The sequence below is a fragment of the Actinoplanes sp. NBRC 103695 genome (assembly GCF_030269485.1).
In the GTDB taxonomy this organism is placed as follows: Bacteria; Actinomycetota; Actinomycetes; order Mycobacteriales; family Micromonosporaceae; genus Actinoplanes.
This window is the reverse complement of record NZ_BSTL01000016.1, coordinates 166,065-191,734: the sequence shown is the minus strand read 5'-3', so window position 1 is coordinate 191,734 and position 25,670 is coordinate 166,065. Positions and strand designations below refer to the sequence as shown.

The 25,670-nt window shown below is 71.3% G+C and carries 24 protein-coding genes, 1 pseudogene and 1 riboswitch; of the genes and pseudogenes, 15 read left to right on the top strand and 10 right to left on the bottom strand.

What is annotated here, in order from left to right; genetic code table 11:
• Positions 1-232: 232 nt before the first annotated feature.
• Together QSK31_RS28580 and QSK31_RS28575 are read left to right on the top strand one after the other, a co-directional pair.
• Positions 233-739: a GNAT family N-acetyltransferase gene (locus tag QSK31_RS28580; RefSeq protein ID WP_285687532.1), complete on the top strand. Its 507-nt coding sequence runs from the start codon at positions 233-235 to the stop codon at positions 737-739.
• 59 nt (positions 740-798) lie between these two features.
• The gene (locus QSK31_RS28575) at positions 799-1,293 is read left to right on the top strand and encodes a beta-class carbonic anhydrase (protein WP_285687531.1); all 495 of its coding nucleotides are present in this window, start codon (positions 799-801) and stop codon (positions 1,291-1,293) included.
• Positions 1,294-1,337: 44 nt separating this feature from the next.
• On the opposite strand, the gene QSK31_RS28570 is transcribed toward QSK31_RS28575, so the two are convergent.
• The 6 genes from QSK31_RS28570 to QSK31_RS28545 are packed head-to-tail and all read right to left on the bottom strand — an operon-like array spanning position 1,338 to position 8,866.
• Positions 1,338-3,002: a dipeptide ABC transporter ATP-binding protein gene (locus QSK31_RS28570; protein WP_285687528.1), complete on the bottom strand. Its 1,665-nt coding sequence runs from the start codon at positions 3,000-3,002 to the stop codon at positions 1,338-1,340.
• Entirely contained in the window at positions 2,999-3,892 is an 894-nt protein-coding gene (locus QSK31_RS28565) for an ABC transporter permease (protein ID WP_285687527.1), read from the bottom strand. The genes QSK31_RS28570 and QSK31_RS28565 overlap by 4 nt, the downstream gene beginning before the upstream one ends.
• On the bottom strand, positions 3,889-4,845 hold the full coding sequence (locus QSK31_RS28560; RefSeq protein WP_285687526.1) for an ABC transporter permease: 957 nt from the start codon (positions 4,843-4,845) through the stop codon (positions 3,889-3,891). Before QSK31_RS28560 ends, QSK31_RS28565 begins: the two co-directional genes overlap by 4 nt.
• Positions 4,846-4,852: 7 nt before the next feature.
• Positions 4,853-6,493 carry an ABC transporter substrate-binding protein gene (locus tag QSK31_RS28555; RefSeq protein WP_285687525.1) on the bottom strand — a complete coding sequence of 547 codons (1,641 nt, stop codon included), beginning with the start codon at positions 6,491-6,493 and terminating at the stop codon, positions 4,853-4,855.
• 14 nt (positions 6,494-6,507) lie between these two features.
• Positions 6,508-7,677: an acyl-CoA dehydrogenase family protein gene (locus tag QSK31_RS28550; protein ID WP_285687524.1), complete on the bottom strand. Its 1,170-nt coding sequence runs from the start codon at positions 7,675-7,677 to the stop codon at positions 6,508-6,510.
• The gene (locus QSK31_RS28545; RefSeq protein WP_285687523.1) at positions 7,667-8,866 is read right to left on the bottom strand and encodes an LLM class flavin-dependent oxidoreductase; all 1,200 of its coding nucleotides are present in this window, start codon (positions 8,864-8,866) and stop codon (positions 7,667-7,669) included. The genes QSK31_RS28550 and QSK31_RS28545 overlap by 11 nt, the downstream gene beginning before the upstream one ends.
• Positions 8,867-9,021: 155 nt before the next feature.
• Between QSK31_RS28545 and QSK31_RS28540 the strand changes: the two genes are divergently transcribed.
• The 4 genes and pseudogenes from QSK31_RS28540 to QSK31_RS28530 all read left to right on the top strand — a co-directional run bounded on the left by QSK31_RS28540 (position 9,022) and on the right by QSK31_RS28530 (position 12,835).
• Positions 9,022-9,687 (top strand): alpha/beta hydrolase, encoded by a 666-nt coding sequence (locus QSK31_RS28540; protein WP_285687522.1) that lies wholly within the window; start codon positions 9,022-9,024, stop codon positions 9,685-9,687.
• Positions 9,684-10,586, top strand: a pseudogene (locus QSK31_RS49265) (ketopantoate reductase family protein); the annotation flags it as partial. The gene QSK31_RS28540 and the pseudogene QSK31_RS49265, both read left to right, overlap by 4 nt.
• A gap of 69 nt (positions 10,587-10,655) precedes the next feature.
• Positions 10,656-11,513 (top strand): sulfurtransferase, encoded by an 858-nt coding sequence (locus tag QSK31_RS49260; RefSeq protein WP_502873025.1) that lies wholly within the window; start codon positions 10,656-10,658, stop codon positions 11,511-11,513.
• 20 nt (positions 11,514-11,533) lie between these two features.
• On the top strand, positions 11,534-12,835 hold the full coding sequence (locus QSK31_RS28530) for a M20/M25/M40 family metallo-hydrolase (RefSeq protein WP_285687520.1): 1,302 nt from the start codon (positions 11,534-11,536) through the stop codon (positions 12,833-12,835).
• Between the two features lie 73 nt (positions 12,836-12,908).
• Here QSK31_RS28530 and QSK31_RS28525 read toward each other — a convergent pair whose 3' ends face one another.
• The gene (locus QSK31_RS28525; RefSeq protein WP_285687519.1) at positions 12,909-14,114 is read right to left on the bottom strand and encodes an aminotransferase class V-fold PLP-dependent enzyme; all 1,206 of its coding nucleotides are present in this window, start codon (positions 14,112-14,114) and stop codon (positions 12,909-12,911) included.
• A 15-nt stretch (positions 14,115-14,129) separates the two neighbouring features.
• Positions 14,130-14,244: riboswitch (SAM riboswitch) on the bottom strand.
• A gap of 147 nt (positions 14,245-14,391) precedes the next feature.
• Here QSK31_RS28525 and QSK31_RS28520 point away from each other — a divergent pair.
• Both QSK31_RS28520 and QSK31_RS28515 read left to right on the top strand, forming a co-directional pair.
• On the top strand, positions 14,392-16,626 hold the full coding sequence (locus QSK31_RS28520; protein ID WP_285687517.1) for a caspase, EACC1-associated type: 2,235 nt from the start codon (positions 14,392-14,394) through the stop codon (positions 16,624-16,626).
• Complete coding sequence (locus QSK31_RS28515; protein ID WP_285687516.1) at positions 16,623-17,003, top strand: PPOX class F420-dependent oxidoreductase; 381 nt, start codon at positions 16,623-16,625, stop codon at positions 17,001-17,003. Before QSK31_RS28520 ends, QSK31_RS28515 begins: the two co-directional genes overlap by 4 nt.
• A 48-nt stretch (positions 17,004-17,051) precedes the next feature.
• Here QSK31_RS28515 and QSK31_RS28510 read toward each other — a convergent pair whose 3' ends face one another.
• Positions 17,052-17,258, bottom strand: coding sequence for a hypothetical protein (locus QSK31_RS28510; RefSeq protein WP_285687515.1), 207 nt, complete (start codon positions 17,256-17,258; stop codon positions 17,052-17,054).
• A 210-nt stretch (positions 17,259-17,468) separates the two neighbouring features.
• Here QSK31_RS28510 and QSK31_RS28505 point away from each other — a divergent pair, with 210 nt between their 5' ends.
• Both QSK31_RS28505 and QSK31_RS28500 read left to right on the top strand, forming a co-directional pair.
• Positions 17,469-17,840, top strand: a complete 372-nt coding sequence (locus tag QSK31_RS28505) for a DUF4267 domain-containing protein (RefSeq protein ID WP_285687514.1) — start codon at positions 17,469-17,471, stop codon at positions 17,838-17,840.
• Positions 17,841-17,893: 53 nt separating this feature from the next.
• Positions 17,894-18,181 carry a hypothetical protein gene (locus QSK31_RS28500; protein WP_285687513.1) on the top strand — a complete coding sequence of 96 codons (288 nt, stop codon included), beginning with the start codon at positions 17,894-17,896 and terminating at the stop codon, positions 18,179-18,181.
• 75 nt (positions 18,182-18,256) lie between these two features.
• Here QSK31_RS28500 and QSK31_RS28495 read toward each other — a convergent pair whose 3' ends face one another.
• Entirely contained in the window at positions 18,257-19,036 is a 780-nt protein-coding gene (locus QSK31_RS28495) for a DeoR/GlpR family DNA-binding transcription regulator (RefSeq protein WP_285687512.1), read from the bottom strand.
• A 101-nt stretch (positions 19,037-19,137) separates the two neighbouring features.
• On the opposite strand from QSK31_RS28495, the gene QSK31_RS28490 reads away from it, so the two are divergent.
• The 5 genes from QSK31_RS28490 to QSK31_RS28470 all read left to right on the top strand — a co-directional run bounded on the left by QSK31_RS28490 (position 19,138) and on the right by QSK31_RS28470 (position 24,505).
• On the top strand, positions 19,138-20,439 hold the full coding sequence (locus QSK31_RS28490) for an alpha-glucosidase/alpha-galactosidase (RefSeq protein WP_285687511.1): 1,302 nt from the start codon (positions 19,138-19,140) through the stop codon (positions 20,437-20,439).
• 71 nt (positions 20,440-20,510) lie between these two features.
• Positions 20,511-21,401 (top strand): SIS domain-containing protein, encoded by an 891-nt coding sequence (locus tag QSK31_RS28485; RefSeq protein WP_285687510.1) that lies wholly within the window; start codon positions 20,511-20,513, stop codon positions 21,399-21,401.
• 20 nt (positions 21,402-21,421) lie between these two features.
• Positions 21,422-22,738, top strand: coding sequence for an ABC transporter substrate-binding protein (locus QSK31_RS28480; RefSeq protein ID WP_285687509.1), 1,317 nt, complete (start codon positions 21,422-21,424; stop codon positions 22,736-22,738).
• Position 22,739: 1 nt separating this feature from the next.
• Positions 22,740-23,684 (top strand): carbohydrate ABC transporter permease, encoded by a 945-nt coding sequence (locus QSK31_RS28475; RefSeq protein WP_285687507.1) that lies wholly within the window; start codon positions 22,740-22,742, stop codon positions 23,682-23,684.
• Positions 23,684-24,505, top strand: a complete 822-nt coding sequence (locus tag QSK31_RS28470; RefSeq protein WP_285687505.1) for a carbohydrate ABC transporter permease — start codon at positions 23,684-23,686, stop codon at positions 24,503-24,505. Before QSK31_RS28475 ends, QSK31_RS28470 begins: the two co-directional genes overlap by 1 nt.
• A 208-nt stretch (positions 24,506-24,713) precedes the next feature.
• On the opposite strand, the gene QSK31_RS28460 is transcribed toward QSK31_RS28470, so the two are convergent.
• Positions 24,714-25,622: a carbohydrate kinase family protein gene (locus QSK31_RS28460; RefSeq protein WP_285687503.1), complete on the bottom strand. Its 909-nt coding sequence runs from the start codon at positions 25,620-25,622 to the stop codon at positions 24,714-24,716.
• Between the last annotated feature and the right edge of the window lie 48 nt (positions 25,623-25,670).

The following is a 25,670-nucleotide window of genomic DNA, read 5'->3' as shown; positions in this document are numbered from 1 at the left end:
ACTCGAAGGTGATCCATCCGCTGACCCCGTACAACGGCCCGGCGATGATCCCGGCGATCAGCATGTCCGCTCCCTTCGTCGCAGAGGAGTTCGAACGGCGAGGGCCGGAATCGACATCGCACCTCAGAAATTTTCGGCTTCTCACACTTCGCGCAGGTCATCCCGCAGGAATCCGGGCCGCGCCGTCCGAATATCAGCTGCCACCCGGCCGGCCTTGGGGCAGGATCCGCCCATGCCGATCGACCTGCTGACACCCGGTGACATCGACGAGATAGTGGCGGCGTTCGCCGCCATCGGCTGGCCCGGCAAGGACCGGCCGCAGTACGAACGCTACGTCCGCGAGCAGTCGTCCGGCGACCGGCTGATCCTGGTGGCGCGGACCGACGGCGGGGAGTTCGCCGGATACCTGACCGTCAAGTGGGATGCGGGATATGCCCCGTTCCGCGAGCAGGGCATCCCCGAGGTCCAGGACCTGAACGTCCTGCCGCACCTGCGCCGCCACGGCATCGCCTCGGCCCTGATGGACGTGGCCGAGGAGCACGAGGCCACCCGCAGCCCGGTCGCCGGCATCGGCGTCGGCCTGTACGCCGACTACGGCCCCGCCCACCTCATGTACCTGGCGCGCGGCTACCGCCCCGACGGCCGGGGCATCACCTACGGCGGCCGCACCTGCGAGCCCGGCGACCCGGTCACGGTGGACGACGACCTGTGCCTGATGCTCACCCGCCGCCTGCGCTGAACTGGGGTTTCCCCCGCGCACCCTGTCCCCAAATCCGATCGGCGAGATAGGTTGGCGGCATGACTGTCACAGACGAACTGCTCGCCAACGCCGAGCGCTACGCCGCCTCCTTCGACAAGGGTGACCTGCCGCTGCCCCCGGCCAAGCACGTCGCCGTGGTCGCCTGCATGGACGCCCGGCTCAACCCGTACGGCCTGCTCGGCCTCTCCGAGGGCGACGCCCACGTCATCCGCAACGCGGGCGGGGTGATCACCGCCGACCAGCTCCGCAGCCTGGCGATCAGCCAGCGGCTGCTGGGCACCACCGAGATCATCCTCATCCACCACACCGGCTGCGGCATGCTGACCTTCACCGACGACGACTTCAAGGCGTCCATCCAGGCCGAGGTCGGCATCAAACCGGCGTGGGCGGCGGAAGCCTTCGCGGACCTCGACGACGACGTGCGCCAGTCGCTCCGCCGCATCCTCGACGACCCGTTCATCCCGGCGAAGGACTCGGTGCGCGGCTTCGTCTACGAGGTCGAGACCGGCCGCCTCCGCGAGGTCAAGGCCTGACGTGTGGCTGCCGCCCGTCCAGCCGGAGCAGGACACGGCGGGTGTCAGGCGGCATCGGTGGCGGGGGCCTTCCGGCCGGGGATCGCGTCGATGAGCTCGCGCGTGCAGGCGGTCCGCGGCGACGTGAAGACCTGGGCGACCGGCCCGGATTCGACGACCCGGCCCTCGCTCATCACCGAGACGGTGTGCGCGACCTCGGCGACCACGGCCAGGTCGTGCGACACGAACAGGTAGGACAACCCGAGCGCCGACTGCAGGTCGGCGAGCAGCTGGAGGATCTGTTCCTGAACGAGCACGTCCAGGGCGGACACGGGCTCGTCGAGCAACAGCAGATCGGGGCGCAGGGCCAGGGCGCGGGCGATCGCCACCCGCTGACGCTGCCCGCCGGAGAGCTCGGTGGGCAGCCGGTCCAGGTACGCCGGCGGCAACCCCACCTGGTCGAGCAGCTCACGGGCCCGGGCGGCACGGCTGCGGCGGTCGCCGATCCGGAAGGACACCAGCGGCTCGGTGATCGACTGGCCGATGGTGAACTTCGGGTCGAGCGTCGCGAACGGGTCCTGGTGCACCAGCTGGACGGTCCGGCGCAGCGGGCGCATGCGGCGCCAGGAGAGGCCGGCGATGTCGGTGCCGCCGAGGCGTACCGAGCCGCTGGTCGGGTTCTCCAGCCCGAGGGCGATGCGCAGCGTGGTGGTCTTGCCGCAGCCGGATTCGCCGACCAGCGCGTGCGTGCGCCCGCGCGGTACGGTGACGCTCACGTCGTCGAGCGCGCGGAAGCCCCGGCCGAAGGTCTTGCCGACGCCCTCCAGCACCAGCACCGGCTCGGGCGTGGCCTGGTCGCGGACGTCGAACCGGGGCACGATCCGGCCGCCGTGGGCGAGGCGCGGCGCGGCGCTGATCAGCTGCCGGGTGTAGCGGCGGCGGGGCGCGGTGAGGATCTCGCCCGGCGCGCCCTCCTCGACCTTGCGGCCGTGCTGCATGACGATCACGCGGTCGGCCCGGTCCGCGGCGACGGCCAGGTCGTGGGTGATGATCAGCAGCGCGATGCCCTGGTCCCGGACGAGCCCGCCGAGGTGGTCGAGGATGCGTTTCTGCACGGTGACGTCGAGCGCGCTGGTCGGTTCGTCGGCGATGATCAGCTTGGGTCTCCCGGCCAGCGCGGTCGCGATCAGCGCCCGCTGACGCAGGCCGCCGGAGAGCTCGTGCGGATACTGCCGTGCGCGCAGCGAAGGGTCCGGCACCCCGGCCTGGTCGAGCAATTCCAGGACTTCGGTACGCACGGCGGGCCCGGCGATCCCCCGCAGCCGCACCGCCTCGCCGATCTGCGCCCCGACCCGCCTGGTGGGGTTGAGCCCGACCATCGGATCCTGCGGGATGAAACCGACGACCGAACCCCGCAGTGAGCGCAGCTGCCGTTCCGAAGCTCCGGCCGTCTCGATCCCGTCCACTGTGGCCGATCCGGCGGTGATCCGGCCGTTGGCGGGGAGCAGGCCGATGATCGCGTTCGCGGTGGTGGTCTTGCCGGAGCCGGACTCGCCGACGATGGCGACCACCTCACCGGCGTCGACGGTCAGATCAAGACCGATCACCGCCGGGCGTACGGCGCGGTGCCGGAGGTAGCCGACGTCGAGGCCGGCGAGGTGGACGAGGCGGGATCCCGCGGCGTCGGGAAGAGCGGCGGGAAAGGCGGCCCCGGAAGGACTGGGTGTCATCGGGTGAGCTCCTGCAGCGTCTTGGAGATGTGGTTGAGGCTGAGCACCAGCAGTGCCACGAACAGGCCGGGCAGCAGGCTCAGCCACCAGGACGTCACGAGGTAGTTGCGGCCGTCGGCGATCAGCGTCCCCCACTCGGCGGCCGGTGGCGCCGCCCCGAAGCCGAGGAAGCTCAGCGACGCGATGGCGATGATGGCCACCCCGGCGTCGAGCACCGCGAGCACGGCGACCGGTCCCCACGAGTTCGGCAGGATGTGACGCAGCAGCACGCGTACCCAGGAAGCACCGCCGGCCCTCGCCGCCTCGACGTAGGGCAGCGTCCTGACCCGCAGCACCTCCGCTCTCGTGGTCCGGGCGAAGCCCGGCACGATGGCGACGCCGACGGCCACCGCGACCGGCACCGTGCCGTAGCCCAGCGCGGTCACGATGGACAGCGCGAGCAGCAGGCCGGGGATGGCGAGCAGGACGTCGATGACGCGCATCAGGACGGCGTCGACGAACCCGCCGAAGAAGCCGGAGACGATGCCCAGGCCGAGCCCGGCGACCAGGGCGATGCCGAGCGCGATCAGGGTGGCCTTGATGGTCAGCGGCGAGCCGTGGAGCACGCGGGTCCACAGGTCGCGGCCGAGGATGTCGGTGCCGAAGAGGTGACCGGCGCCGGGTGGCAGGGCAGCCGCCTCGGGATGCGTGTCGAACGGGCCCTTCGAGGTGAACAGGCCGGGCCGGAACGCGGACGCCACCACGAACAGCACGTACAGGGTCGCGGCGAGGAAGAGCGGCCGCCGGGCGAGCTGGATCAGCCGGTGGCGCAGGTTCGCGTACCGTCCGGCGGGCTCCTCGGCCGGCACGTCTTCGGAGTCGAGTGCGGCGACATCGGCGACCAGCGTCATACGACAACCACCTCCCGGGTGTGCGAGATCCGCGGGTCGAGCAGCGGGTAGAGCAGGTCGACGATCAGGTTCACGACGACGAAGACGGCCGCCGCGATGGTCACCACGGCCAGGACCACCGGTACGTCCTGGGAGAGCACCGATTCCTGGGCGAGCTTGCCGACGCCCTCCCGGGTGAACACGGTCTCGACGACGATCGCGCTGGTCACGGTCAGGCCGACGATGACGCCGAGGATGGTCATGGCGGGCAGCGCGGCGTTGCGGAAGGCGTGCTTGAGGTGCACGGCCGTGCGGGACAGGCCCTTGGCCCGGGCGGTCATCACGTACGGCTGGCGCAGCGTCTCGTCGAAGCTCTTGATCAGCACCTGCGCCAGCACCGACGAGGCGAGCACCGCGATGGTCAGCACCGGCATCACCAGCGAGGCGGCGCCCTCGGAGCCGGTGGCCGGGAACCAGCCCAGCTGGAACGAGAAGAACTGGATCAGGAACAGCGCGACGAAGAACTGCGGGAACGACGCGCCGAGGGCGGGCAGCCGGGTGAGGAACACCCGCAGCGGGTTCCACCGGACGAACGTGGCGACGTACGCCAGCACCGACCCGGCGATCAGCGCGACCACCGCGGCGGACACGCTGAGCAGCAGGGTCGGACCGATCCGCCGGCCGATCAGGTCGGTGACCGGCACGCCCTGGCTGAGCGAGACGCCGAAGTCGCCGTGCAGCGCGCCGATCAGGTGGTCCCAGTACTGCGCCAGGATCGACTGGTCCAGCCCGAACTGGGCCCTGAGCGCGGCGAGCTGGCCGGGCGTCAGGCTGTCCTGCTGGATGCCGGCGGCGGCCAGCTGCAGTTCCAGCGGGTCGCTGGGCAGCAGGTAGAGGATCGCGAAGGTGAGGGTGAAGGCGGCCCAGAGGACCACGACCGCCTGCCCGATGCGACCCACGAGGTAGCGGGCCATGGTCCGCTCAGTCCTTCCAGACGTCGTTGAGCTTGAGGAAGCTCTCCGAGGTGAACGCGAAGCCGTGCACCTTCTTGCCGATGCCGGCCTTCTGCACCCGTTCGAAGAGCGGGATGGTGACGCCCTGGTCGACCAGGAAGTCCTGCAGTTCGGCGTAGGCCGGCGCCGGCTCGCTCGCCTCTATCGCCTTGGCGAACAGGGCCTTGACCTGGGTCACGGTCGCGGCGGGCGCGGCGCGGTTGGCCAGTCCCTTCGAGTTGGCGACGTCCGGGTTGAGGATGAACTGCAGCGCCCCCGGGTCGGCCCGGGTGAAGTAGGTCGAGGTCAGGTCGTAGTCGCCGGTCTTGGTGTAGGTGGCCTGCTGGGCCGGGGTGAGCGGGCGCAGCACCAGGTTGATGCCGACCTGCTTGAGCTGGGCCTGCAGCAGCTCGCCGCCGGGGACGGCCGAGGTGACCGGGTAGTCGATCTTCAGCTCGGCGCCGTTCTTGAACCGGATGCCGCCCGCCCCGGGGGTCCAGCCGGCCGCGTCCAGCAGCTGACGCGCGCCCGCCGGGTCGTAGGCCAGCTTCTCGGCCTGCGGTTCGAAGTACGGGGTGGTCGAGTCGAACGGCCCCTGCACGACCGGGTAGCCCGGCCCGAAGATCGTGGTCGCGTACGTCTTGCGGTCGATCGCCTTGGAGAGCGCCTTGCGCACCTGCGGGTCGGCGAGAGGCCGTCCGGGGTCGGTGTTCGAGAAGAGGGTGTACGCGACGCCGGGGAGCGGCCTCTTCTCGACGGTGCTGCCGGACTTCGTGATCAGCTGCTCGTCCTGCGGGCTGAACGGGTTGCGCGGCCAGGCGATGTCGGTCGCGCCGGAGACCAGATTCCCGGTACGCACGCTGTCCTCGGCGACGTAGTCGAAGACGACCTTGTCCAGCCGCGCCTCACCGCGGTTCTCGGACAGCTCGGAGCCCCAGGAGTAACCGGCCCGCCTGGTGAGGACGGTCTCCACCTTGGCGGTGTAGTGGTCGAGGGCGAACAGGCCGGAGCCGACCACACCCTTGCCGGCGCACCGGTCGGCCGGGGCGAGCTGGAACTCGGCCGGGTCGGTGATCGCCAGGTTGGTGGTGGAGGTCGCCTGCAGGAACGACGAGTTGGGCTTGCTGAGCTGGAACGCGACGGTCAGCGGGTCGACCACCTTCGCCCCGGTCAGGCCCTGCACGTACGACGAGCCGAACGCCGCGCCGTTGGTCGCCTTGACCGTGGCGATCCACCCGGCGGCGTTGTCGGCGACCGCCCGCGCGTCCAGCTTCTTGCCGTTGGCGAAGGTCACGCCGTCCTTGAGCTTGAACGTGTACGTCCTGCCGTCCTTGCTGATCTCCCAGCTCTCGGCCAGCCACGGCACGATCTTCCCGGTCTCCGGGTCCTGGTCGGTGAGCGAGTCGGCGAAGTTACGGATGATCGACCGGCTCTCGATCCAGTACACCTGGAACGGGTCGATGCAGGAGAAGGTGGGGTTGTCGGGCCAGAACGAGACCTTCAAGGTCCCGCCGGACTTCGGCGGCCCGCTGCCGTCGGAGGCGCCCGGCTGACCGCCGCCACAGGCGGCCAGCGCCAGCAGTCCGGAAACGGCGACCGCGAACAGGGAGCGGCGGCGAATGGTGCGCATACGTCGTCCTCTTCTCAGAATGGTTGGAGCAGCCGGCGGCCGGCGGCGATCAGGGCGGCGTCCTCCTGCGGCGGGTGCACCCGGATGCACAGCGCGTCCCGCAGGTGCCGTTCGAGGGGGTTGTGCCGGGACAGGCCGGGGTTGCCGAGCACCGCCACCGCGGTCTGGGTGGCGGCGATCACCGCGCGGGCGATGGCCACCTTGACGACCGACAGCTGCGGGCCGAACCCGGGGTCGCCGGCCTCCAGGCGCAGCAGCGCGCCGTGCAGCAGCGTCTCGGCCTGGGCGATTTGGAGGTCGATCTCGCCGGCGGCGGCCTGGATGCGTTCGGTCTCGGCGATCGGCTTGCCCAGCGCCGCCGGCACCCGGGTGCGGGCGAACTCGGCGAATGCCGCGCGGGCCGCGCGGGCGACGCCGATGTAGAGGGCGGGGTGGCCGAAGCCGCCCGGTCCGGTGGCCGCGGCCGGGTCGCGGTAGACGCCGTCCGGGCCGCGCGGGATCTCGACGAACGCGTCGGCGGGCAGCCGCACGCCGTCGTAGATCACGTCGTGCGTGTTGGAGGCGCGCAGGCCGAGGTGGTCCCAGGTGTCGACCCAGGTGATGCCGGGGAGGTCGCCGGGCACGATCAGATGGCCGACGCGGGGGCGGTCCGGGTCGCCGTCCGGTTCGGCGGCCAGCACCCAGACGACGTGGTAGGCCAGGCCGGCGCCGCCCGTGGCGTACGCCTTGCGACCGTCGAGAACCCATCCTTGCGGCGTACGCGTAGCAGTGGTCTTGGGCAGACCACCGCGCGCCGGGGCACCCAGCTCGGGTTCCGCCCGGATCGCGTTGGCCAGCGCCGGGCCGGACTCCGAACGGCGCAGCAGGTCGTCGTAGTAGGCCGCGGGCCAGGTCGGGCGGTCCGCCTGGGCGGCGTGGGTGTTCAGCAGGTTGGCGGCGAGCAGGCCGACCGACGCGTCGCCCTCGCCGATCGCGCTCAGGATGCGTGCCGTGTCCCGCGGGCCGGCGCCCGGCCCGCCGAACCGCTTGCCGACCGTGGCCGTGAGCAGGCCCGCCTGATGCGCCGCCTCGACGCCCTTCCACGGGAACTCGCCGGTCCGGTCGTACTCGGCGGCGGTCGCGGCGATCTGGGCGGTGACGTCGGCGAGCGCGGCGTCGGAGAGGTCGGGGTGATCAGGAGACATGGCCGGCCGTGGCGAACTGGCGGTACTCGGCGCCGTAGTTGCCGACGTGCTCGGCCTGCAGCTTGCCGCGCTGCCCGGTCGCCCTGCGGTGCGCCAGTTCCTCGCGTACCAGCGGGAGGATGTAGCGGCCGTAGTCGACGGCGTCGGTCAGCGTGTCGTACCCGCGGATGGAGACCAGCGAAGCGCCCTGGTCGACGTAGTCGAGGATCGCGGCGGCGACCGTCTCGGGCGACCCGACCAGCGCGGTCGAGGCCCCGGCGGCGTTGGTCACCGCGGCGGTCTTGGTCCACAGCGCCCGGTCGTAGAGCTCGGACGCCTGGGCGAAGGCCAGCGCCCGCTGCGAGCCCGAGTTCTGCGGCGTGCCATGCCGGTCGAAGCGCGCGTTCCGGAAGGTCGCCGCCACCCTGGCGACGTACTCGTGCGCCTTCACCCAGGCGAGTTCGTCGGTCCGGGCGATGATCGGGCGGAAGGTCACCCAGATCCGGGGCAGGTCGGTGCGGCCGGCCGCCCGGGCGATCGCCTGCACCCGGTCGATCTCGGTGCGCAGGTCGGCCAGTGGCTCACCCCAGAAGCTGAAGATGTCGGCCTTCGCGCCGCCCACGGCGAACGCCTCGTCGGACTGGCCGCCGATGGAGATCGGGATCGGGCTCCCGTACGGCGCGAAGCCGGGCCCGAAGCCGTCGAACCGGTAGAACTCGCCCTCGTGGCTGAACGCGGCCGGCTCGGTCCACGACTTCCTCAGGATGTCGACGTACTCCGATGTGCGCGCGTACCGCCGGTCCTTGGGCAGGTAGTCGCCCTGGCGGGCCTGCTCGGCGTCGCTGCCGCCGGAGATCAGGTGGACCACCGCGCGGCCCTCGGTCAGTTGGTCGAGGGTGGCGAGCTTCTGCGCCCCGACGGTCGGGAACGTGGTGTTGGGCCGCAGCGCCACGATCGGCTTGATCCGCTCGGTCAGCGTGCCGACCGCGGCCGCGGTGACGAACGAGTCGGCGCTGGACGACCCGTACGGCAGCAGGGTGTAGTCGTAGCCGCCCTCCTCCAGGGCCTCCACGTAGCGCCGGAAGTAGCCGAGGTCGATGCCGCGCGCCGGGACCGGGTTGATCTCGGTCGACGGGTTCAGGTGCGTGAGGCTGATGAACTCGACCTCGGGCGAGGCGGTCGGGGGGATGGTCGGATCGAAGGCGTTCATGCGGCGCTTCCTTCCCTACAAGTCCTACATAGTCAATAGGGATACTCACGCAACGTCCAACGATGATTTCCCATCGTTCCGATCGCGTTTGCTTCTCGATCCGATGCCGGATCGGCGTTGGACCGATGCACGTCCGCGCCCGCATGCTGACCGGCATGAACGCCTTTGACGAACCCGAGGGCATCAACCCTCGCGGCACCGTGCTGGTCGCCGCCGGGCGCGGCGAGACCGCCGACGCCTACCAGCGGTTCGGCAGGCGCATCGCGGCCGACGGGTACCGCGTGCGCATCCTGCCGGACGTCACCGCCGACCTGGCCGAGAGCTTCGCCGAGGCCGGGAAACTGCTGGTGGACGACGGTTTACCGGCGCCGCGCGTGGTGGTCGGCTCGGACACCGGCGCCCTCTTCGCCCGCACCCTGGCCGCCCGGGGCGCACCCGGGCTGGACGGCTTGGTGCTGGCCGGCCTCCCGGTGCAGCGCGCGCCGGCCGGGATCAACCTGCTGTCCTGGGATGCCGAGCTCGACGCGCGCACCGGCTGCCCGGCCCACCGAGGGGTGCTGACGTCTTCCCTGTTCTCGGCCCTAATTCCTACTGAGCTGGTCGGTCTGATAGGCGATGTGACCGTCCCCACACTGGGCCTGCACGGCGCTGACGACCCGATCAGCCCGCTCGACCAGGCCGCGCCCGCCTACCCTGGCGACGTGACAGTCATCAATGGTGGAAAGCACGACGTGCTCAACGACCTCAGCCACCGCACGGTGGCCGCCACGGTCGTCATCTTCCTGGAGCGGCTGCGCAACGGCGCCGCGATCATCCGATGAGCCGGTACATCGTCGTCGGCGCCGGTGCGGTGGGCTCCTCGATCGCCGCCGAACTGCACCGGGCCGGCGTGGACACGCTGCTCGTGGCGCGCGGCGCCCAGCTCGCGGCGCTCCGCGAGCACGGCCTGAGCTACCTGCGCCCGGACGGCGAGCACCGGCTGCACATCCCGGTCGCCGGCGGCCCGGCCGAGGTCGAGCTGACCGACGGCGACGTCCTGCTGCTGGCCACCAAGACGCCGGACACCGCCGCCGCGGTACGCGACTGGGCGTGGCAGCCGGTCAAGCGCGCCGACGGCGGCACCGGCGTCGCCTCCGCCGACGTGCCCGCGGTGACCCTGCAGAACGGGCTGGACAACGAGCGGACCGTGCTGCGCTCGTTCGCCCGGGTGATCGGCGGGGTGGTCTGGATCCCGGCCACCTTCACCACCCCGGGCGAGGTCGCCAACCACGCCGATCCGGTCCCGGCCGTGCTGTGGCTCGGGCGCCATCCCGCGGGCGCCGACGCCGAGACCGAGCGGATCGCCGAGGAGCTGCGCCGCGGCACGTTCACCGTCAACGTCGTACCCGACATCACCGCGCACAAGGCCGCCAAGCTGATCGGCAACCTGGTCAACGGCCTGGACGCGCTCTACGCGCCGAGCGACCTGCGGACGGCCGCGCTGGAACTGCTCCGCGAGGAGGCCCGCCGGGTGTACGCGGCCGCCGGGATCGTGCCGGCCGTCAGGGACTCCGCCGGGTTCCGGGTCGCCGACATCCCCGGGCGCGACCGCGGCGGCAACTCGACGTGGCAGAGCCTGGCCCGCGCCACCGGCCCGGAGACCGACTACCTGAACGGCGAGATCGTCCTGCTCGGCCGCCTGCACGGCGTCGACACACCGGCCAACGCGGCGATCCAGGCGCGCGTGCACCAGGCGTTCGAGGCGGGCATCGCACCCCAGTCGCTGGGCGACGCCGACCTCGCGGCCACGCTGCCCGGACTCAGGTCGGATGTGCTCATCGACGCCGCCGACGTGTACCGGAGGTCCGCCCAGCCCGACGCGCCGGTGCTGCTGGACGTCCGCTGGGCGCTCGGCGACCCGCACGGCGCCGAGCACTACCGGGCCGGGCACCTGCCCGGCGCCGTCTACGTCGACCTCGACACCGAGCTCGCCGCGCCACCGTCGCCCGCCGAGGGACGCCACCCGCTGCCGTCGATCGAGCGGTTACAGGCCGCGGCCCGCCGGTGGGGCGTCACCCGCGAGCGAGGCGTCGTGGTCTACGACGACAGCGGCGGCCTCGCGGCGGCCCGCGCCTGGTGGCTGCTGCGCTGGGCCGGGGTGACCGGCGTACGCATCCTCGACGGCGGCCTGGGCGCCTGGCGCGCCGCCGGGCACGCGGAAGCCACCGGCGAGGCCCGCCCCCGGCCGGAGAGCACGATCGTGCTGGACGGCGGCCACCTGCCGACCCTGACCGCCGACGAGGCGGCCGCCCTGCCGGCCACCGGCACGCTGCTCGACGCCCGGGCGGCCGAGCGGTACCGCGGCGAGGTCGAGCCGATCGATCCACGGGCCGGGCACATCCCCGGCGCGGTCAGCGCGCCCACCGCGGAGAACCTACGCGACGGCCGCTTCCGGACCGAGGCGGAACTGCGGGACCGCTTCGCCGCGGTGACCGGGCCGGTCGGCGTCTACTGCGGCTCCGGCGTGACGGCCGCCCACGAGATCGCCACGCTGGCGATCGCGGGCATCGACGCGGCGCTGTACCCGGGCTCCTGGTCGGCCTGGTCGTCCGACCCCGACCGGCCGGTGTCCGATCAGAATGACGACAGGTCGCTGACCGATCGTTGACCGCCAATCGAGGAGCCGGCATGGCAGACGCTGAGGACGAGGTGGTCGGCTTCGCCAGCGAGCTGATCGCCATCGACACCACCAACACCGCGGACGCCGGCGGGCCCGGGACGGAACGGCCCGCCGCCGAGTACGTCGCGGAGAAGCTCACCGAGGTGGGCTACGACGTGACGTACGTCGAGTCGGGCGCGCCCGGCCGCGGCAACGTGATCGCCCGGCTGCCCGGCGCCGACCCGTCCCGCGGCGCCCTTCTGGTCCACGGTCACCTCGACGTCGTGCCCGCCGACGCGTCCGACTGGGCGGTGCACCCGTTCTCCGGCGAGGTCCGCGACGGCTACGTGTGGGGGCGCGGCGCCGTCGACATGAAAGGCACGCTGGCACAGACGCTCGCGGTGGCCCGCCGCTTCAGGCGCGAGGGCGTGGTGCCGCCGAGAGACCTGATCTTCGCGTACCTGGCGGACGAGGAAGCCGGTGGCCTCAACGGCGCCGGATGGCTGGTCGATCACCGCCCCGACCTGTTCGAGGGCGCAACCGAGGCGATCAGTGAGGTCGGCGGCTTCTCGGTCACCGTCGGCCAGGCCCGCGCCTACCTCGTGGAGACCGCCGAGAAGGGCACCATGTGGCTGCGGTTGAAGGCGCGCGGCACGGCCGGGCACGGCTCGCTGCTGCACACCGACAACGCCGTGGCCAAGCTGGCGGCCGCGGTCACCCGCCTCGACCAGCACCGGTTCCCGCTGGTGCTCACCGACCCGGTCCGCGACCTGCTGACCGGGCTCTCCGAGATGACCGGCATCCCGTTCGACCCGGCCGACCCGGAGGCGATGCTGGCCGGGCTCGGCCCGCTGTCCCGGATGATCGGCGCGACGCTGCGCGACACCGCGACGGTCACCGTCTTCCAGGCGGGCTACAAGACCAACGTGGTGCCCTCGACCGCGCACGCCACCGTGGACGTACGCATCCTGCCCGGCCGCGAGGAGGCGTTCACGGCCGAGCTCGCCGCCGTGCTCGGCCCCGGCATCGAACTCGAGATCGACACCATGCCGGCCGTCGAGACCACCTTCGACGGTTCGCTGCCGGACGCGATGGCGGCCGCGATCACCGCCGAGGACCCGGGCGCGCGGCTCCTGCCGTACATGATGCCGGCCGGCACCGACGCGAAATCCTTCCGCCGCCTCGGCATCCGCCACTTCGGCTTCGCGCCCCTGCGCCTGCCACCCGACCTGGACTTCGCCGCCCTCTTCCACGGCGTGGACGAGCGGGTGCCGGTGGACGCCCTGACCTTCGGCACCCGCGTCCTGGACCGCCTGCTGCGAAGCTGCTGAACCCGACATCTCGACCGGACAGCAACGGCACCTGGCGAAAAGGTCCCTCCCGGCCGGATCGACGCGCCGGCGGTCAGACGCCGGACAGGCCCAGCTCGTCCAGGGCGGTGACCAGCCGGTCGACGTCCTCGGTGGTGGAGCCCAGGCCGAAGCTGGCGCGCAGCAGGCCCGTGGTCGCGCAGTCGCCGCCGGCGCCGGTCAGGCGGCGGACCAGCGGGTGGGCGCAGAACTGCCCGGCCCGTACGCCGATGCCGTAGTCCTTGGCCAGCCGCTCGGCCACCACGGCCGGCTCGGGCACGGCGAAGGACGCGATCCCCACCCGCGGCGCCAGGCCGCCGAAGAGGGTCACACCGCCGCCCAGCGCGGCCAGCAGGCTCTGCTCGTGCTCGTGCAGGGCGGCCCGGTCGGCACGGAGCAGGGCCGCGCAGACCGCGCCGAGAGTGACCGCGCCCAGCAGGTTCGGGGTGCCGCCCTCGTGCCGGGCGGGGCCGGTGGTCCAGGTGACGTCGGCCGGGTTGTCGCCGACCGCCGCGCTCGCGCCGCCGCCGCGCAGGTACGGGTCGGCGGCGTCGAGCCAGTCGCCGCGGCCGGCCAGCACGCCGGCGCCGAAGGGGGCGTACAGCTTGTGACCGGACAGCGCCAGGTAGTCGGCGCCCAGGTCGGCCAGGTCGACGGGCACGTGCGGGGCGAGTTGCGCGGCGTCGACGACGATCCGGGCGCCGTGCCGGTGGGCCACGTCGGCGAGGCGGCGGATCGGCCAGATCTCGCCGGTCACGTTGCTCGCCCCGGTCACCGCGACCAGCACGGGCCCCTCGAGGCCGGCGAGCGCGGCGTCCAGCGCCTCGACCGCCGCGTCGGGGGTGGCCGGGGACGCCAGGCGCAGCGGGGACGCCCAGGGCAGCAGGTTGGCGTGGTGCTCGCCGTCGAAGACGACCGTCGTGGTGCCGGCGGGCAGGGATCGGGCCAGCAGGTTCAGGGCGTCGGTGGTGTTGCGGGTGAAGATCACGTGGTCGCCGGGGCGGGCGCCGACGAACTCGGCCACGGTGTCGCGGGCGCGCTCGTACTCCAAGGTCGAGGTCTGTGACCTGAGGCCGGTGCCGCGGTGCACGCTGCCGTAGAACGGGAGCAGGTCGCGGACGGCGTCGGCGGCAGCGCGCACGGCCGGGGCGGAGGCGGCGTAGTCGAGGTGGGCGAAGCGGACCGTGCGGCCGCTGGAGAGCTCAACCGTCAGGTCGTCGCCGACGACGGCGAGCTCGATGGATCGCAGGGTGAGGGACATGGAAACGCCTCCGCGGGTCCGCGCTTGCCCGCGCCTTTTGACGCGTGCCTGGTCCTCACCCGGGGCACCCCATCGCGAACGCAAGGGTTGCCGGCCAGCAAGCCGGGGCTACGCGCTGGCACTCATGACCTGGCGACGACCATACCACCGCCCGAGCGATGAGATCCGACAGCGGCGGGCCTGTCGGGCGATCACGCGCGGCCCTATGTTTATCAATGCGTGCATCGTTGCGCTTGGCAATCCGATGGGGCTTGGCACTCCGATGGGGAGGCCGGTGATGACAGAGCCCACGACCCGGATCACGGTGCGGGTTCACGACGAACTGGCGGAGCCGGACGAGGTCGCGGCCCTGGCGGCCGGGCTGCGGCGGGAAATACTGGATCTCGATGTCACCGCGGCCGGACCCGTGCCGGCCGGGCCGTCGCCCGCGGGGACCAGGGCAGTCGATCTGGAAGCGCTCGGCGCCATCCTGGTCACCATCGCGGAGTCCCCGGTCCTCGCCGCCGTCGTCAGCGCGGTGGCCGCGTGGCTCGCCGGCCGGCGGCAGCGGTCGGTCACCTTGGAGATCGACGGCGATGTCCTCGAACTGACCGGGGCGCCCTCCGACGAGCAGCGGCGGTCGACCCGCACGTGGCTGAGCCGGCACAGCCCTCCCGGACCGGGCGCGGCCACTCCCCTGGCGGCGGACGGCTCGCGCAGCGCGCTCATCGTCGCCAGCTACGACTATCAGGATCCGGGTCTGCGCCGGCTGCGGGCTCCGGCCAGGGACGCCGAGGCCTTGGCCGCGGTGCTGCGCGACCCGCGGATCGGCGGGTTCGACGTGCGCGTCCTGCTGAACGAGCCGGCGCATCTGGTCAATCTGGCGGTCGAGGAGTTCTTCGCCGACCGTGACCCCGACGACCTGCTGCTGGTGCATTTCTCCGGCCACGGGGTCAAAGGCGAGGGCGGGGAGCTGTACTTCGCCATGGCCGACAGCCGGTTGCGCCGGCTGGCGGCGACCGCGGTGGCCGCCGACTTCGTCAACCGGCGGATGAGCCGTACCCGTTCCCGGCGGGTCGTGCTGCTGCTGGACTGCTGCTATGCGGGAGCCTTCGAGCGAGGCCTGACGCCACGGGCCGCCGGGGGCGTGGACATCGCCGAGCAGCTGGGCGGTCGCGGTCGCGCGGTGATCACCGCGTCCAGCTCGATGGAGTACGCCTTCGAAGGCGACCAGCTCACCGACGACCAGCTCACCGACGTTCACGAACCCGCGCCGTCGGTGTTCAGCAGCGCGCTGGTGGAGGGGCTGGCGACCGGCGACGCCGACCGCGACCAGGACGGGTTGATCGCCCTGGACGAGCTGTACGACTACATCTACGACAAGGTCCGGGCCACGACCCCGAACCAGACGCCGAGCAAGTGGACGTTCGGCGTACAGGGCGAGTTGTACATCGCCCGGCGCAGCCGCCCGGTGGCCCGGCCCGCGGCGCTCCCGGCGGAGTTGCAGGAGGCGCTCGACCATCCGCTGGCGGGCGTCCGGCTCGGCGCGGTGCAGGAACTCCGGGGGGTGTTGCGCGGCCGGCACGCCGGGCGGTCCCTCGCCGCCAGGCAGGCCCTGGAACATCTGACCGACGACGACAGCCGGTCGGTGGCCTCCGCCGCGGCAGCGGCGCTGCACGCCGACGCCCCACGGCCGGAACCCGCCCCGGAGGTGGTGGCGGCGCCCGCGCCCCGGAACGTGGCCACGGCTCCGCCCGCGGCCGATCGGCGGCTGCGGATCGCGGGCTGGTCGGCCGTCCTGAGCGCGGCGCTGCTGGTCACCGGCCTCGTCACCGACTACCAGTGGGACGAGCCGATGGTCGGGCACGACGACCCGATGTTGTCGTCCTTCCTCGCGTACGCGCTTGTCCTGGCCGTTCTGGCCGCCGGCATCGGCGCACGCACCCTCCGGCGGCCGGACGGCCCGGCAGCCCTGGCCGGCGCCACGGCCGCGTCGGTGTGGGGACTCGGCTTCCTCGGCGTCGAGCTGGCGGTCAGTGACGGACTGGAGGTCGGATTCTGGTTCCTGTTCTCCGCCCACCTGCTGTTGTTGCTCGCCGCCGGCTTCGCGGTGGCCGTGCTGGTCCGGACGGCGGACGTACGGTTCAGCCTTCGGCCCTCCGGTCCGGTCGCCTGGCTGGTGACTCTCCTCGGTCTCGCCGGCACCGCGGCGCTGCTCGTCTTCGCCCCGGCTCTCTCGCAGTTCGGGTTCGAGGCGTGGGGTGAGCTTCCCTGGTTCTGCGCGAGCGGCCTGGCGTTCGTGGTTCCGGCGTACGCGGCGTTCGCGTCTCCGCGGCGACTCGCCGGCGCCTTCCTCCTGGGCTGGATCGGCGGGGGTACGGCGGTCTTCCTCTACAGCTACCTCTACGTCTCCGACGAGCTCGACAGTGGATACATCGACGACCGCGGCTGGATCATCGCGTTCGGGGGAACGCTTCTCGCACTCCTGGTCGTGACCATCCGGCAGTCGCGGCTCGCTAGGCTGGAAGAATGACCTTGGCTGACGAGATCGTCCAGAGCCGGCACGTCAGTCTGACGACGTACCGCAAGACCGGCGCACCGGTGCGCACGCCCGTCTGGCACGTGCCGCACGAGGGCGAGTTGTGGATCGTGACCGAGGCGGGCTCGGGCAAGGTCAAGCGGATCCGGAACAACCCGCAGGTGAGCGTGACGCCGTGTTCCGTGCGGGGGACGGTGGCGCCGGACGCGCCGAGCGTGACCGGAACGGCCCGCCTGCTGGACGACGACGGGACGGCGACGGCCCGCGAGCTGCTGGCCCGCCGGTACGTGATGTCGCGGGTGGGTAACTGGTTCGCTCGTCTGCTGCGGCTGCGCCGTCCGCCGATGATCGGCGTCGTCGTGTCGTTCTGATCAGCCGGGCCGCGCCTTCTCAGGCGCGGCCGCTGACATCCCCGGCGATCAGCCGCTACGACGGTTGCCGTACTGGCGGGGGCTCTGCACGGTGCCGGACCGGCCGACGACACGGCCGCCGGTGCCTCCGGCGTGGTTAGGGGTCGACTTGCCCTTGGACCGGCGCGCCGCCCGGTTCTCGAAGGGCTGCGGCACGTCCTCGGATCCCTCTTCGGCGTCAGCAGCCGGGTCGGCGTCGCTGGTGGCGTCGGTCATCTGTGTCTCCTCGTGCTGTCCAGGATCGGATTGATCGCTGCGGACGTCGTCAGAACGGTCGCGGCGATAGGCAGACCGTAGCGTGCGGGCCGGCTCGGGCCGGGACCGACGGCTCCGGTCGGCACGGCGAACTTCCTAGCAGCGCTAGCGTACGTATCGATGGCATGCTAGCGTCGGCTTACTATCTAGCACTGCTAGCTTCGAGTCGTCATGCTCACTTCGCTCGCGTACGGGCTCGCCATCGTGCTCGACCTCTTCATCATCTTCATCGGCGCCCGGTTCCTCCTGGCTCCACAGAAAGCCGCGGCGGGCTACGGCGTACCGGCCGTGGCGGGCCAGGGCGACGCCTACCTGTCGGTGAAGGGCCTGCGTGACCTCACCAGCGGCCTGATCGGCCTGGCCCTGCTCGCCTTCGTCGGAGCACAGGCGGGCGCCTGGTTCATGCTCGTGATCGCGCTGGTGCCACTGGGAGACATGGTGATCGTCCTGCGGAACGGCGGCACCAGGGCCGTCGCCTTCGGCGTCCATCTCGCCACCGCGGTCGTCGTTCTGATCAGCGCCGCGCTACTGTTCGCGGCCTGACCGACACGGTGTCATGGCGCGGATGAGCGCGGTCCGCGATAACCTAGGCGCATATGGCTACCTTTCGCAGCGCCTCAGTGCTCCTCTCGTCGGACGGCACCAGGACTCCCGGCACCGCCGCACTCTTCGCCGAACCGGCCCGCAAGGGTGGGTTTCCGCCCTGGGCAGGCGACTTCCGGCCCGCCAACAGCGCCGGCAACGGACCCAAGAACGCGGTCGGCAAGACCTTCACCCTGGAACTGCCCGACGGCAGTACCGGGAAGGTCGTGATCCAGAGCCTCAAGAGCGGCAAGGGAGGCACCGTGCTCGCGATGATGGGCCAGGACGCACCCCCCTTCTGATCACGACCTGACGCGACGGACGGGGCCCGCTCACCGGCGGGCGCCGGGTTCACGCGTGGAGCCGGCGCCGGTGATTCAGGCCGCCACCACGACCTCGGTGCCCATCCGGCGGATCGCCTCGACCCCCGCGTCGTCGGCACTGCTGTCGGTGACCAGGACCGCCACGTCGGTGACCGCGCAGATGCCGGCCAGGCAGATGCGGCCGATCTTGGACCCGTCGGCGACCACGATGACCTTGTCGGCGCGGCGGATCATCTGGGCGTTGGTGTTCGCCTCGATCTCGTCGTGCGTGGTCAGGCCGCCGCGAGCGCTGATGCCGTCCACGCCGACCACGGCGACCGCCATGTTCAGCCCGGCCAGCGCCTGGTCGGCGATCGGGCCGACCAGCTCGTAGCTCTGGGTGCGGGACACGCCGCCGGTCATGATCAGCTTGAGCCGGGGGCGCAGGGCCAGCTCGGCGGCGATGTTCAGCGCGTTGGTCACCACAGTCAGATCGACCCGCTCGGCGAGCAGGCGGGCCAGCAGGTGGGTGGTCGTTCCGCCGGTCAGGCCCAGGGTCAGCGGGCCCTTGGGCAGGATCTTCGCGACGGTACGGGCGACCAGCGCCTTCTCCTCGCGGTGCTGACCGACGCGGTAGCGGACCGGCAGCTCGTACGCCACGTCCACGGCGACCGCGCCGCCGTGCGTACGCGAGAGCAGTCTTTGATCCTCGAGCACCTGAAGGTCTCGCCGGATCGTGGCGGGAGAGACCCGGAACTCGTCGGCCAGGTGCCCGGCGTCGACCGAGCCGTGGTTGGCCACGCGCTCCAGGATCGCGGACACCCGGTCGGCGCGACGCAACGTGCTGGGCGGCATGTGTACTCCTTTTGCTCAAACGCGCAGTCAGGCTAGTTCGTTTCCAAGCGATAAGCCAGATGTGCTTGCGCGTTCGCAACAAACATCACGAGAATCCGGCCATGACTGTGATCACTTTCCTCGGTGCCGGCAGCGTGGTGTTCACGCGCGAGCTGCTCGCCGACATCCTTTCCTTCGACGAACTGCGCGGCGTCACCCTCGCGCTGCACGACATCGACCCGGAGCGGCTGGAGACCGCCGAGGCCATCGCCAAGCGCACGTCCGAGCAGCTCGGGGCCACTCCGGTGATCACCACGAGCCTGGACCGGCGGGCGGCGCTGGACGGCGCCGACTTCGTGATCAACGCGATCCAGGTGGGCATGCACGCGGCCACGGTCAAGGACTTCGAGATCCCGGCCAAGTACGGCCTGCGCCAGACCATCGCGGACACACTCGGGGTCGGCGGCATCTTCCGCGCGCTGCGCACGTTCCCGGTGCTGGCCGGCATCGCGAAGGACATCCAGGAGATCTGCCCGGACGCCTGGCTGCTCAACTACACGAACCCGATGGCCATGAACATCGGCTACCTGGCCGCGACGGCGCCGAACCTCAAGGCGGTCGGCCTGTGCCATTCGGTCTTCTGGACCGTGCACGACCTGGCGGGCCTGCTGGGCGTGCCGCTCGAGGAGATCGACTACACCGGCGCCGGCGTGAACCACCAGGCGTGGCTGCTGCGCTTCGAGCACAACGGCGAGTCGCTCTACCCCAAGCTCGACGAGCTGCTGGAACGCGAGCCCGAGCTGCGGCGGCGGGTACGCATGGACATGTACCGCAGGCTCGGCTACTTCCCCACCGAGACCAGCGAGCACTCGTCCGAGTACCTGCCCTGGTACCTGCACCTGGACTCGGAGATCGAGCGGCTGCGCATCCCGGTCGGCGACTACCTGAAGATCAGCGCCGGCAATGTGGCCGAGTACCACGCCACCCGCAAGTCCGTGCTGGCCGGCGAGCCGCTGGACGTCAGCCGGGACGCCACCGAGTACGCGCCGCAGGTCATCCACAGCATGGTCACCGGGCAGCTGCGCCGGATCCACGGCAACGTCGCCAACCACGACCTGATCAGCAACCTGCCCGGCGGGTACGCCGTCGAGGTGCCGTGCGTGGTGGACCACCTGGGCGTACGCCCGGAGCGGGTCGGCGCCCTGCCACCGCAGTGCGCCGCGCTGAACCGCAGCTTCGTCTCCGTGGGGCAGCTGACCGTGGCCGCCGCCGTGGACAACGATCCGCGCAAGATCCGTCAGGCGGCGATGGTCGACCCGAACACCGCGGCGACGCTCAGCGTCGACGCCATCTGGGACTTGTGCAACGAGCTGGTGGCGGCGCATCGTGAACTTCTGCCCGAGTCGCTGCAGGTCAGCATCTAACGCGCAACCCAGAATGTTCGTTTGTTGGCGAGATCTTGTTAAGCGAGCGCAAACGAGCATAATCCTCGAACATGAATTACACGTCTTCGGAGATTGCCAGCCAGCCCGCGGTCTGGGAGCAGTCCCTCGGGCTGGCCGGGGAGGCCACGGCGGCCCTCGCCGCACCCGGTGAACGCATGCTCGTCCTGGGCTGCGGCACCTCCTGGTTCGTCGCGCAGAGCATCGCCGAGCTCCGGGAGAGTGCCGGGCTCGGCGAGACCGACGCGGTCTGCGCCTCCGAATACGTTCCGCGCCGCCGCTACGACCGGATCGTCGCGGTCACCCGGTCCGGCACCTCCACCGAGGTGCTGGACGCGCTCCGCGTGGCCCCCGCGGACGCCCACAAGGTGGCGATCACCGCCGTCGCCGGGATGCCCGTCGACGCCCTGACCGACACCCGGCTGCTGCTCGACTTCGCCGACGAGAGCAGCGTCGTCCAGACCCGATTCCCGACCACCGTCCTGGCCCTCGCCCGGGCCGCGTTCGGCGAGGACCTCGCCGGGCTGGCCGCGGACGGGCGGGAGGCGCTCGCCGCCCCGCTGCCCGCCGACCCGTCCACCATCGAACACCTGGTCTTCCTCGGCACCGGCTGGACCGTCGGGCTGGCCCACGAGGCCGCGCTCAAGGTCCGGGAGGCCGCCCAGGCCTACTCCGAGTCGTACCCGGCGGGCGACTTCCGGCACGGACCGGTGGCGGTCGCCGGGCACAGCAGCCTCGTCTGGTCGTTCGGCGGTGTCGCGGCCGGCCTCGACGAGGTAGCGCGATCGGCCGGTGCCACCGCGTACCGCGATCGTCTCGACCCTCTCGCCCAGCTCGTCCTCGCCCAGCGCTTCGCGCTGGCTCTCGCCGCACATCGCGGCCTCGATCCCGACCGCCCCCGTTTGCTGACCCGGTCGGTCGTCCTCACGGACGCCGTGGCCTGACGAAATAGAGGTTTAAGCCGATGACGACCACCCTCCGGCGCGGCCGCCTGATCCTGGGCGGACTGAGCGCGACCCTTCTTCTCCTGTCCGCCTGCATGGGCGGAACGACCGACGACGGCAAGGACGACGCCGCGGGGTACGACCCCAACGCCAAGGTGGAGCTCACCTGGTGGACCGGGCAGACCAGTGAGGCGCAGAAGGTGGCGGAGGGACTGGCCACCGAGTACACGAAGCTCCACCCGAACGTGACCATCAAGGCGGCCCCCGGCGCGCCCACCGTGGACGACCTGCTCACCAAGCTGTCGGCCGGCTTCGCCGGTGGAAGCTACCCCGACATCTCGTACGCCTTCGGCAACTGGGCCGGTGACCTCGGCGCGAGCGGGAAGACGCAGGACCTCACGTCGTACGTGCAGGAGCCGTCGTTCGGCTGGAACGACATGCCGCCGGCCGCACGGGAGGTGGCCACCTCCAAGGGCAAGGTGATCGGCGTACCGGCGCTGGTGGACAACCTGGCCGTCATCTACAACAAGAAGATGTTCGACGAGGCCGGCCTGCCGTACCCGAAGGACGACTGGACCTGGGAGGACTTCCGGGCGACCGCGAAGAAGCTGACCAACCCGGCGAAGAACCAGTACGGCACCGCGTACTCCGTCTCCGGCAGCGAGGACACCACCTGGCACCTGTGGCCGCTGCTGTGGCAGAACGGCGGGGAGATCCTCGACGGCACCAAGCCGACCTTCAACTCCGACGCCGGAGTCAAGGCGCTGGAGACGCTCCGGCAGATCGCGGTCGACGACAAGTCGATGTACCTCGACCAGACCGACGAGAAGTACGGCCCCCTCTTCAACAGCGGCCGGGTCGGCATGATGATCTCCGGACCGTGGTCGCTGCTCGACCTCAAGACGGCCAAGCTCGACTACGACGTGGCCCTGCTGCCCGGCACCAACGGCGACCACACCACCGTCTCCGGCCCCGACCTGTGGGTGCTCTTCGATCACTCCGACGCCAACCGGGCCGGCGCCACCCGCGAGTTCGCCAAATGGCTGACCAGCGCGGAAACCGACGCCAAGTGGAACCTCGCCGTGGGTAACCTGCCGTTGCGCACCACCGAGAAGGACACCCCCGCCTTCAAGAAGTACACCGAGGAGTACAAGGGCGGGCAGAAGTTCTTCGACAACCTGGCCAACGCCAAGAAGGCCCGCCCCACCGTCGCCGGTTACGAGGTGCTGTCCCGCAACGTCGGCGACGCCATCGCCCAGGTGCTGCAGGGCAAGGCCACCGCCAAGGAGGCGCTCGACGCGGCGGCCAAGAAGTCCGCCGACGCAGTGGAGGAATGAGATGGCGCTGACCTTCGCCGCAACGCCGCGCTCCGCGGCACCGGCCGGTCACCGGCGGCCCCAGTCGGGCCGCCGGGCGCTGTCCCGCCACCTCACCGGCTGGGCGTTCGCCGGGCCGGCCACCCTGATCGTCGTCGGGCTGTCACTGTTCCCCGCCGTCTGGGCGTTCTTCATCTCCCGGGCCAAATGGAACGGCATCGCCCCGGCCACCCAGGTCGGCTGGCAGAACTACCAGCGGCTGGCCGGCGACCCCGACATGGCCGCGGCCGCCCAGCACACGCTGCTGCTGACCGCGCTGTTCGTACCCGCCTCGATCGTCATCGGCATCCTCGTGGCGATCGCGCTGAACCAGAAGATCCGGCTGATCGGCTTCTACCGCACCTGCATCTTCGTGCCGTACGTCGCGTCCGCCGCGGCCACCGGCATCCTCGCCGGCTTCGTCTTCAACCCGCAGTTCGGCGCGGCCAACGAGATCCTCCGCAACCTGGGCATCCCCGCGCAGCAGTTCCTGGAAAGCCCCGGCCAGGCGATGTACATCATCTGCATCATCGCGCTGTGGGGCGAGATCGGCTTCACCGCGGTCATCTACCTGGCCGCGCTCCAGGACATCCCCAAGGAACTGATCGAGGCGGCGCGCACCGACGGCGCCTCACCCTGGCGGATCTTCCTGCACGTCACCCTGCCCGAGCTGCGGCCGGTCACGGTGTTCACCGCGATCTGGCAGACCATCACGGCGCTGCAGCTCTTCGACCTGATCTACACCACCACCCGCGGCGGGCCGCTCAACAGCACCCAGACCGTCGTCTACTACATCTACGAGCTGGCTTTCCAGACCCAGAGACTCGGGTACGGAGCGGCCGCCGCGTACCTGCTCTTCGCGGTGACCCTGCTCCTGTCCGCGCTGGTCATCTGGTACGGCCGCCGCCGCGGTACGGAGGCGTTCTGATGCGTCGCAGGCTCCCCTTCAGCCCGTGGCACCTGCTGCTGATGCCGATGGCACTGATCTTCGTGCTGCCGCTCGTGCAGATGGTCCTGACCAGCTTCATGTCCACGGCGGAGATCAACCAGTTCCCGCCCCAGCTGCTGCCCACCAGCCTGCACCTGGAGGGCTACAAGGCCCTGCTGACCGAGACGCCGGTGCTGCGCTGGCTGGCGAACACGGTGCTCGTGTCGGCCATCTCGGTCGTCTCCCACCTGATCCTCTGCTCACTCGCCGGCTACGGTTTCGCCCGCCTCAAGTTCGCCGGCCGGGGCCTCGCGTTCATGCTGATCCTGGCCACCGTGATGATCCCCATCCAGCTGCTGATGATCCCCACCTACCTGATGTTCGCCCGGGCCGGCATCGTCGACTCCCTGGCCGCGGCCTTCGTACCGTGGCTGGCGTCCGCCTTCGGGATCTTCCTCATGCGGCAGTTCTTCCTGGGGCTGCCGGTGGAACTCGAGGAGGCGGCCAGACTGGACGGCGCCTCCACCCTGCGCACCTTCACCAGCGTGGTATTGCCCCTGGCCCGGCCCGCGCTGGCCACCCTGGCCGTCTTCACGTTGCTGTCCAGCTGGAACGACCTGCTGTGGCCGCTGGTGGCGATCAGCGACGACAGCAAGTTCACGATCCAGGTGGGCCTGGCCAGCTTCCAGGGCACCCGCCGCACCGAATGGTCCCAGCTGATGGCCGGCAACGTCCTGGCGACGATGCCGCTGATCATCGCGTTCCTGATAGCCCAGAAGAAGTTCATCGCCACGATGACGTTCACCGGCCTGAAGGGCTAGGTTCCGTCTCGCGGATCACCAACCGCAAACACGGAGGCTGTAACGGCGGCCGGCCGCGCGCGTTCGACCCGGCCGCCCACCAGCCGCGTAACCAGGTCGAACGCGGCTTCAACCGGCGCAAGCACCGGCGCGGCATGGCAACCCGCTACGACAAACTCGGCACCCATTTCCAGGCCACCCTCGACCTGGGTTGAAAATACTCGACCGGCTACGCGCCGCCGATCAGTGCCAGCACATCCTCGCGAGTCGCCTGCGCGGCTGTCCCTCCGGCCGCACGGGTGCTCAGCGACCCGGCTGCCACCGCCCACCGCAACGCCGACTCGACCGTCTCACCCTGCAGCCTCGCGGCCAGGAACCCGGCGTTGAAGCTGTCCCCCGCACCGGTCGTGTCCACCACGTCGACGACGTGACCGGGCGTCGCCACCCGACGCCCGTCCCACCACGCCCGAGCGCCGTGCTCGCCGTCCTTCATGACCACGGTGGTGTCCCCGAGCGACCGCGCCGCCTCGTCCAGATCACTCAAGCCCGTCACCGCCCGAAGCTCGTTGGCGTTCGGCAGGAACACGTCGGTGTGCTCGAGAATCGCCCCGATCGACTCCCACTTCCCGGTCGGATCCCAGTTCGTGTCCAGCGAAGTGGTGAGCCCGGAGGCCCGAGCGCGCCCGAAGACGTCCGCGAGCCCCGCGGCCAGCGCGGGCTGCAGGTAGAGGCTGGCCACGTGCAGATGCCGGACGCCGGCCAGATGCTCGCCGGTGATGTCGGAGGGGCGCAGCACCGGGATGGTGCCCGGCAAGGTCAGGATCGCCTTGTCCGCCACCTCGGAGAGGATCACGCTGATCCCGGTCGGGGTGTCGTCGTCGCGGTCGACCTCCCGCAGCTCGACCCCGCGGCCGGTGATGGCCCGCCGGGTCACGTCACCGAAGACGTCGCGCCCGATCTTGGTGAGCAGCGCCGTACGCACCCCGAGCCGCCCCAGCCCCGCGGCGGTGATCGACGCCGACCCGCCGAGCACCAGGTCGGCCGCCGTCAGCAGCTGCTCGGCCTGCCCGAATCGAGGCCGCACGTCCCCCCGCAGGATCAGATCCGGGTTGGCGTCACCGACGACCAGTACGTCCACGCTCGCTCCTAAACGCTCACTGTGAAATGCTCGAATGCCGCTTCTCAG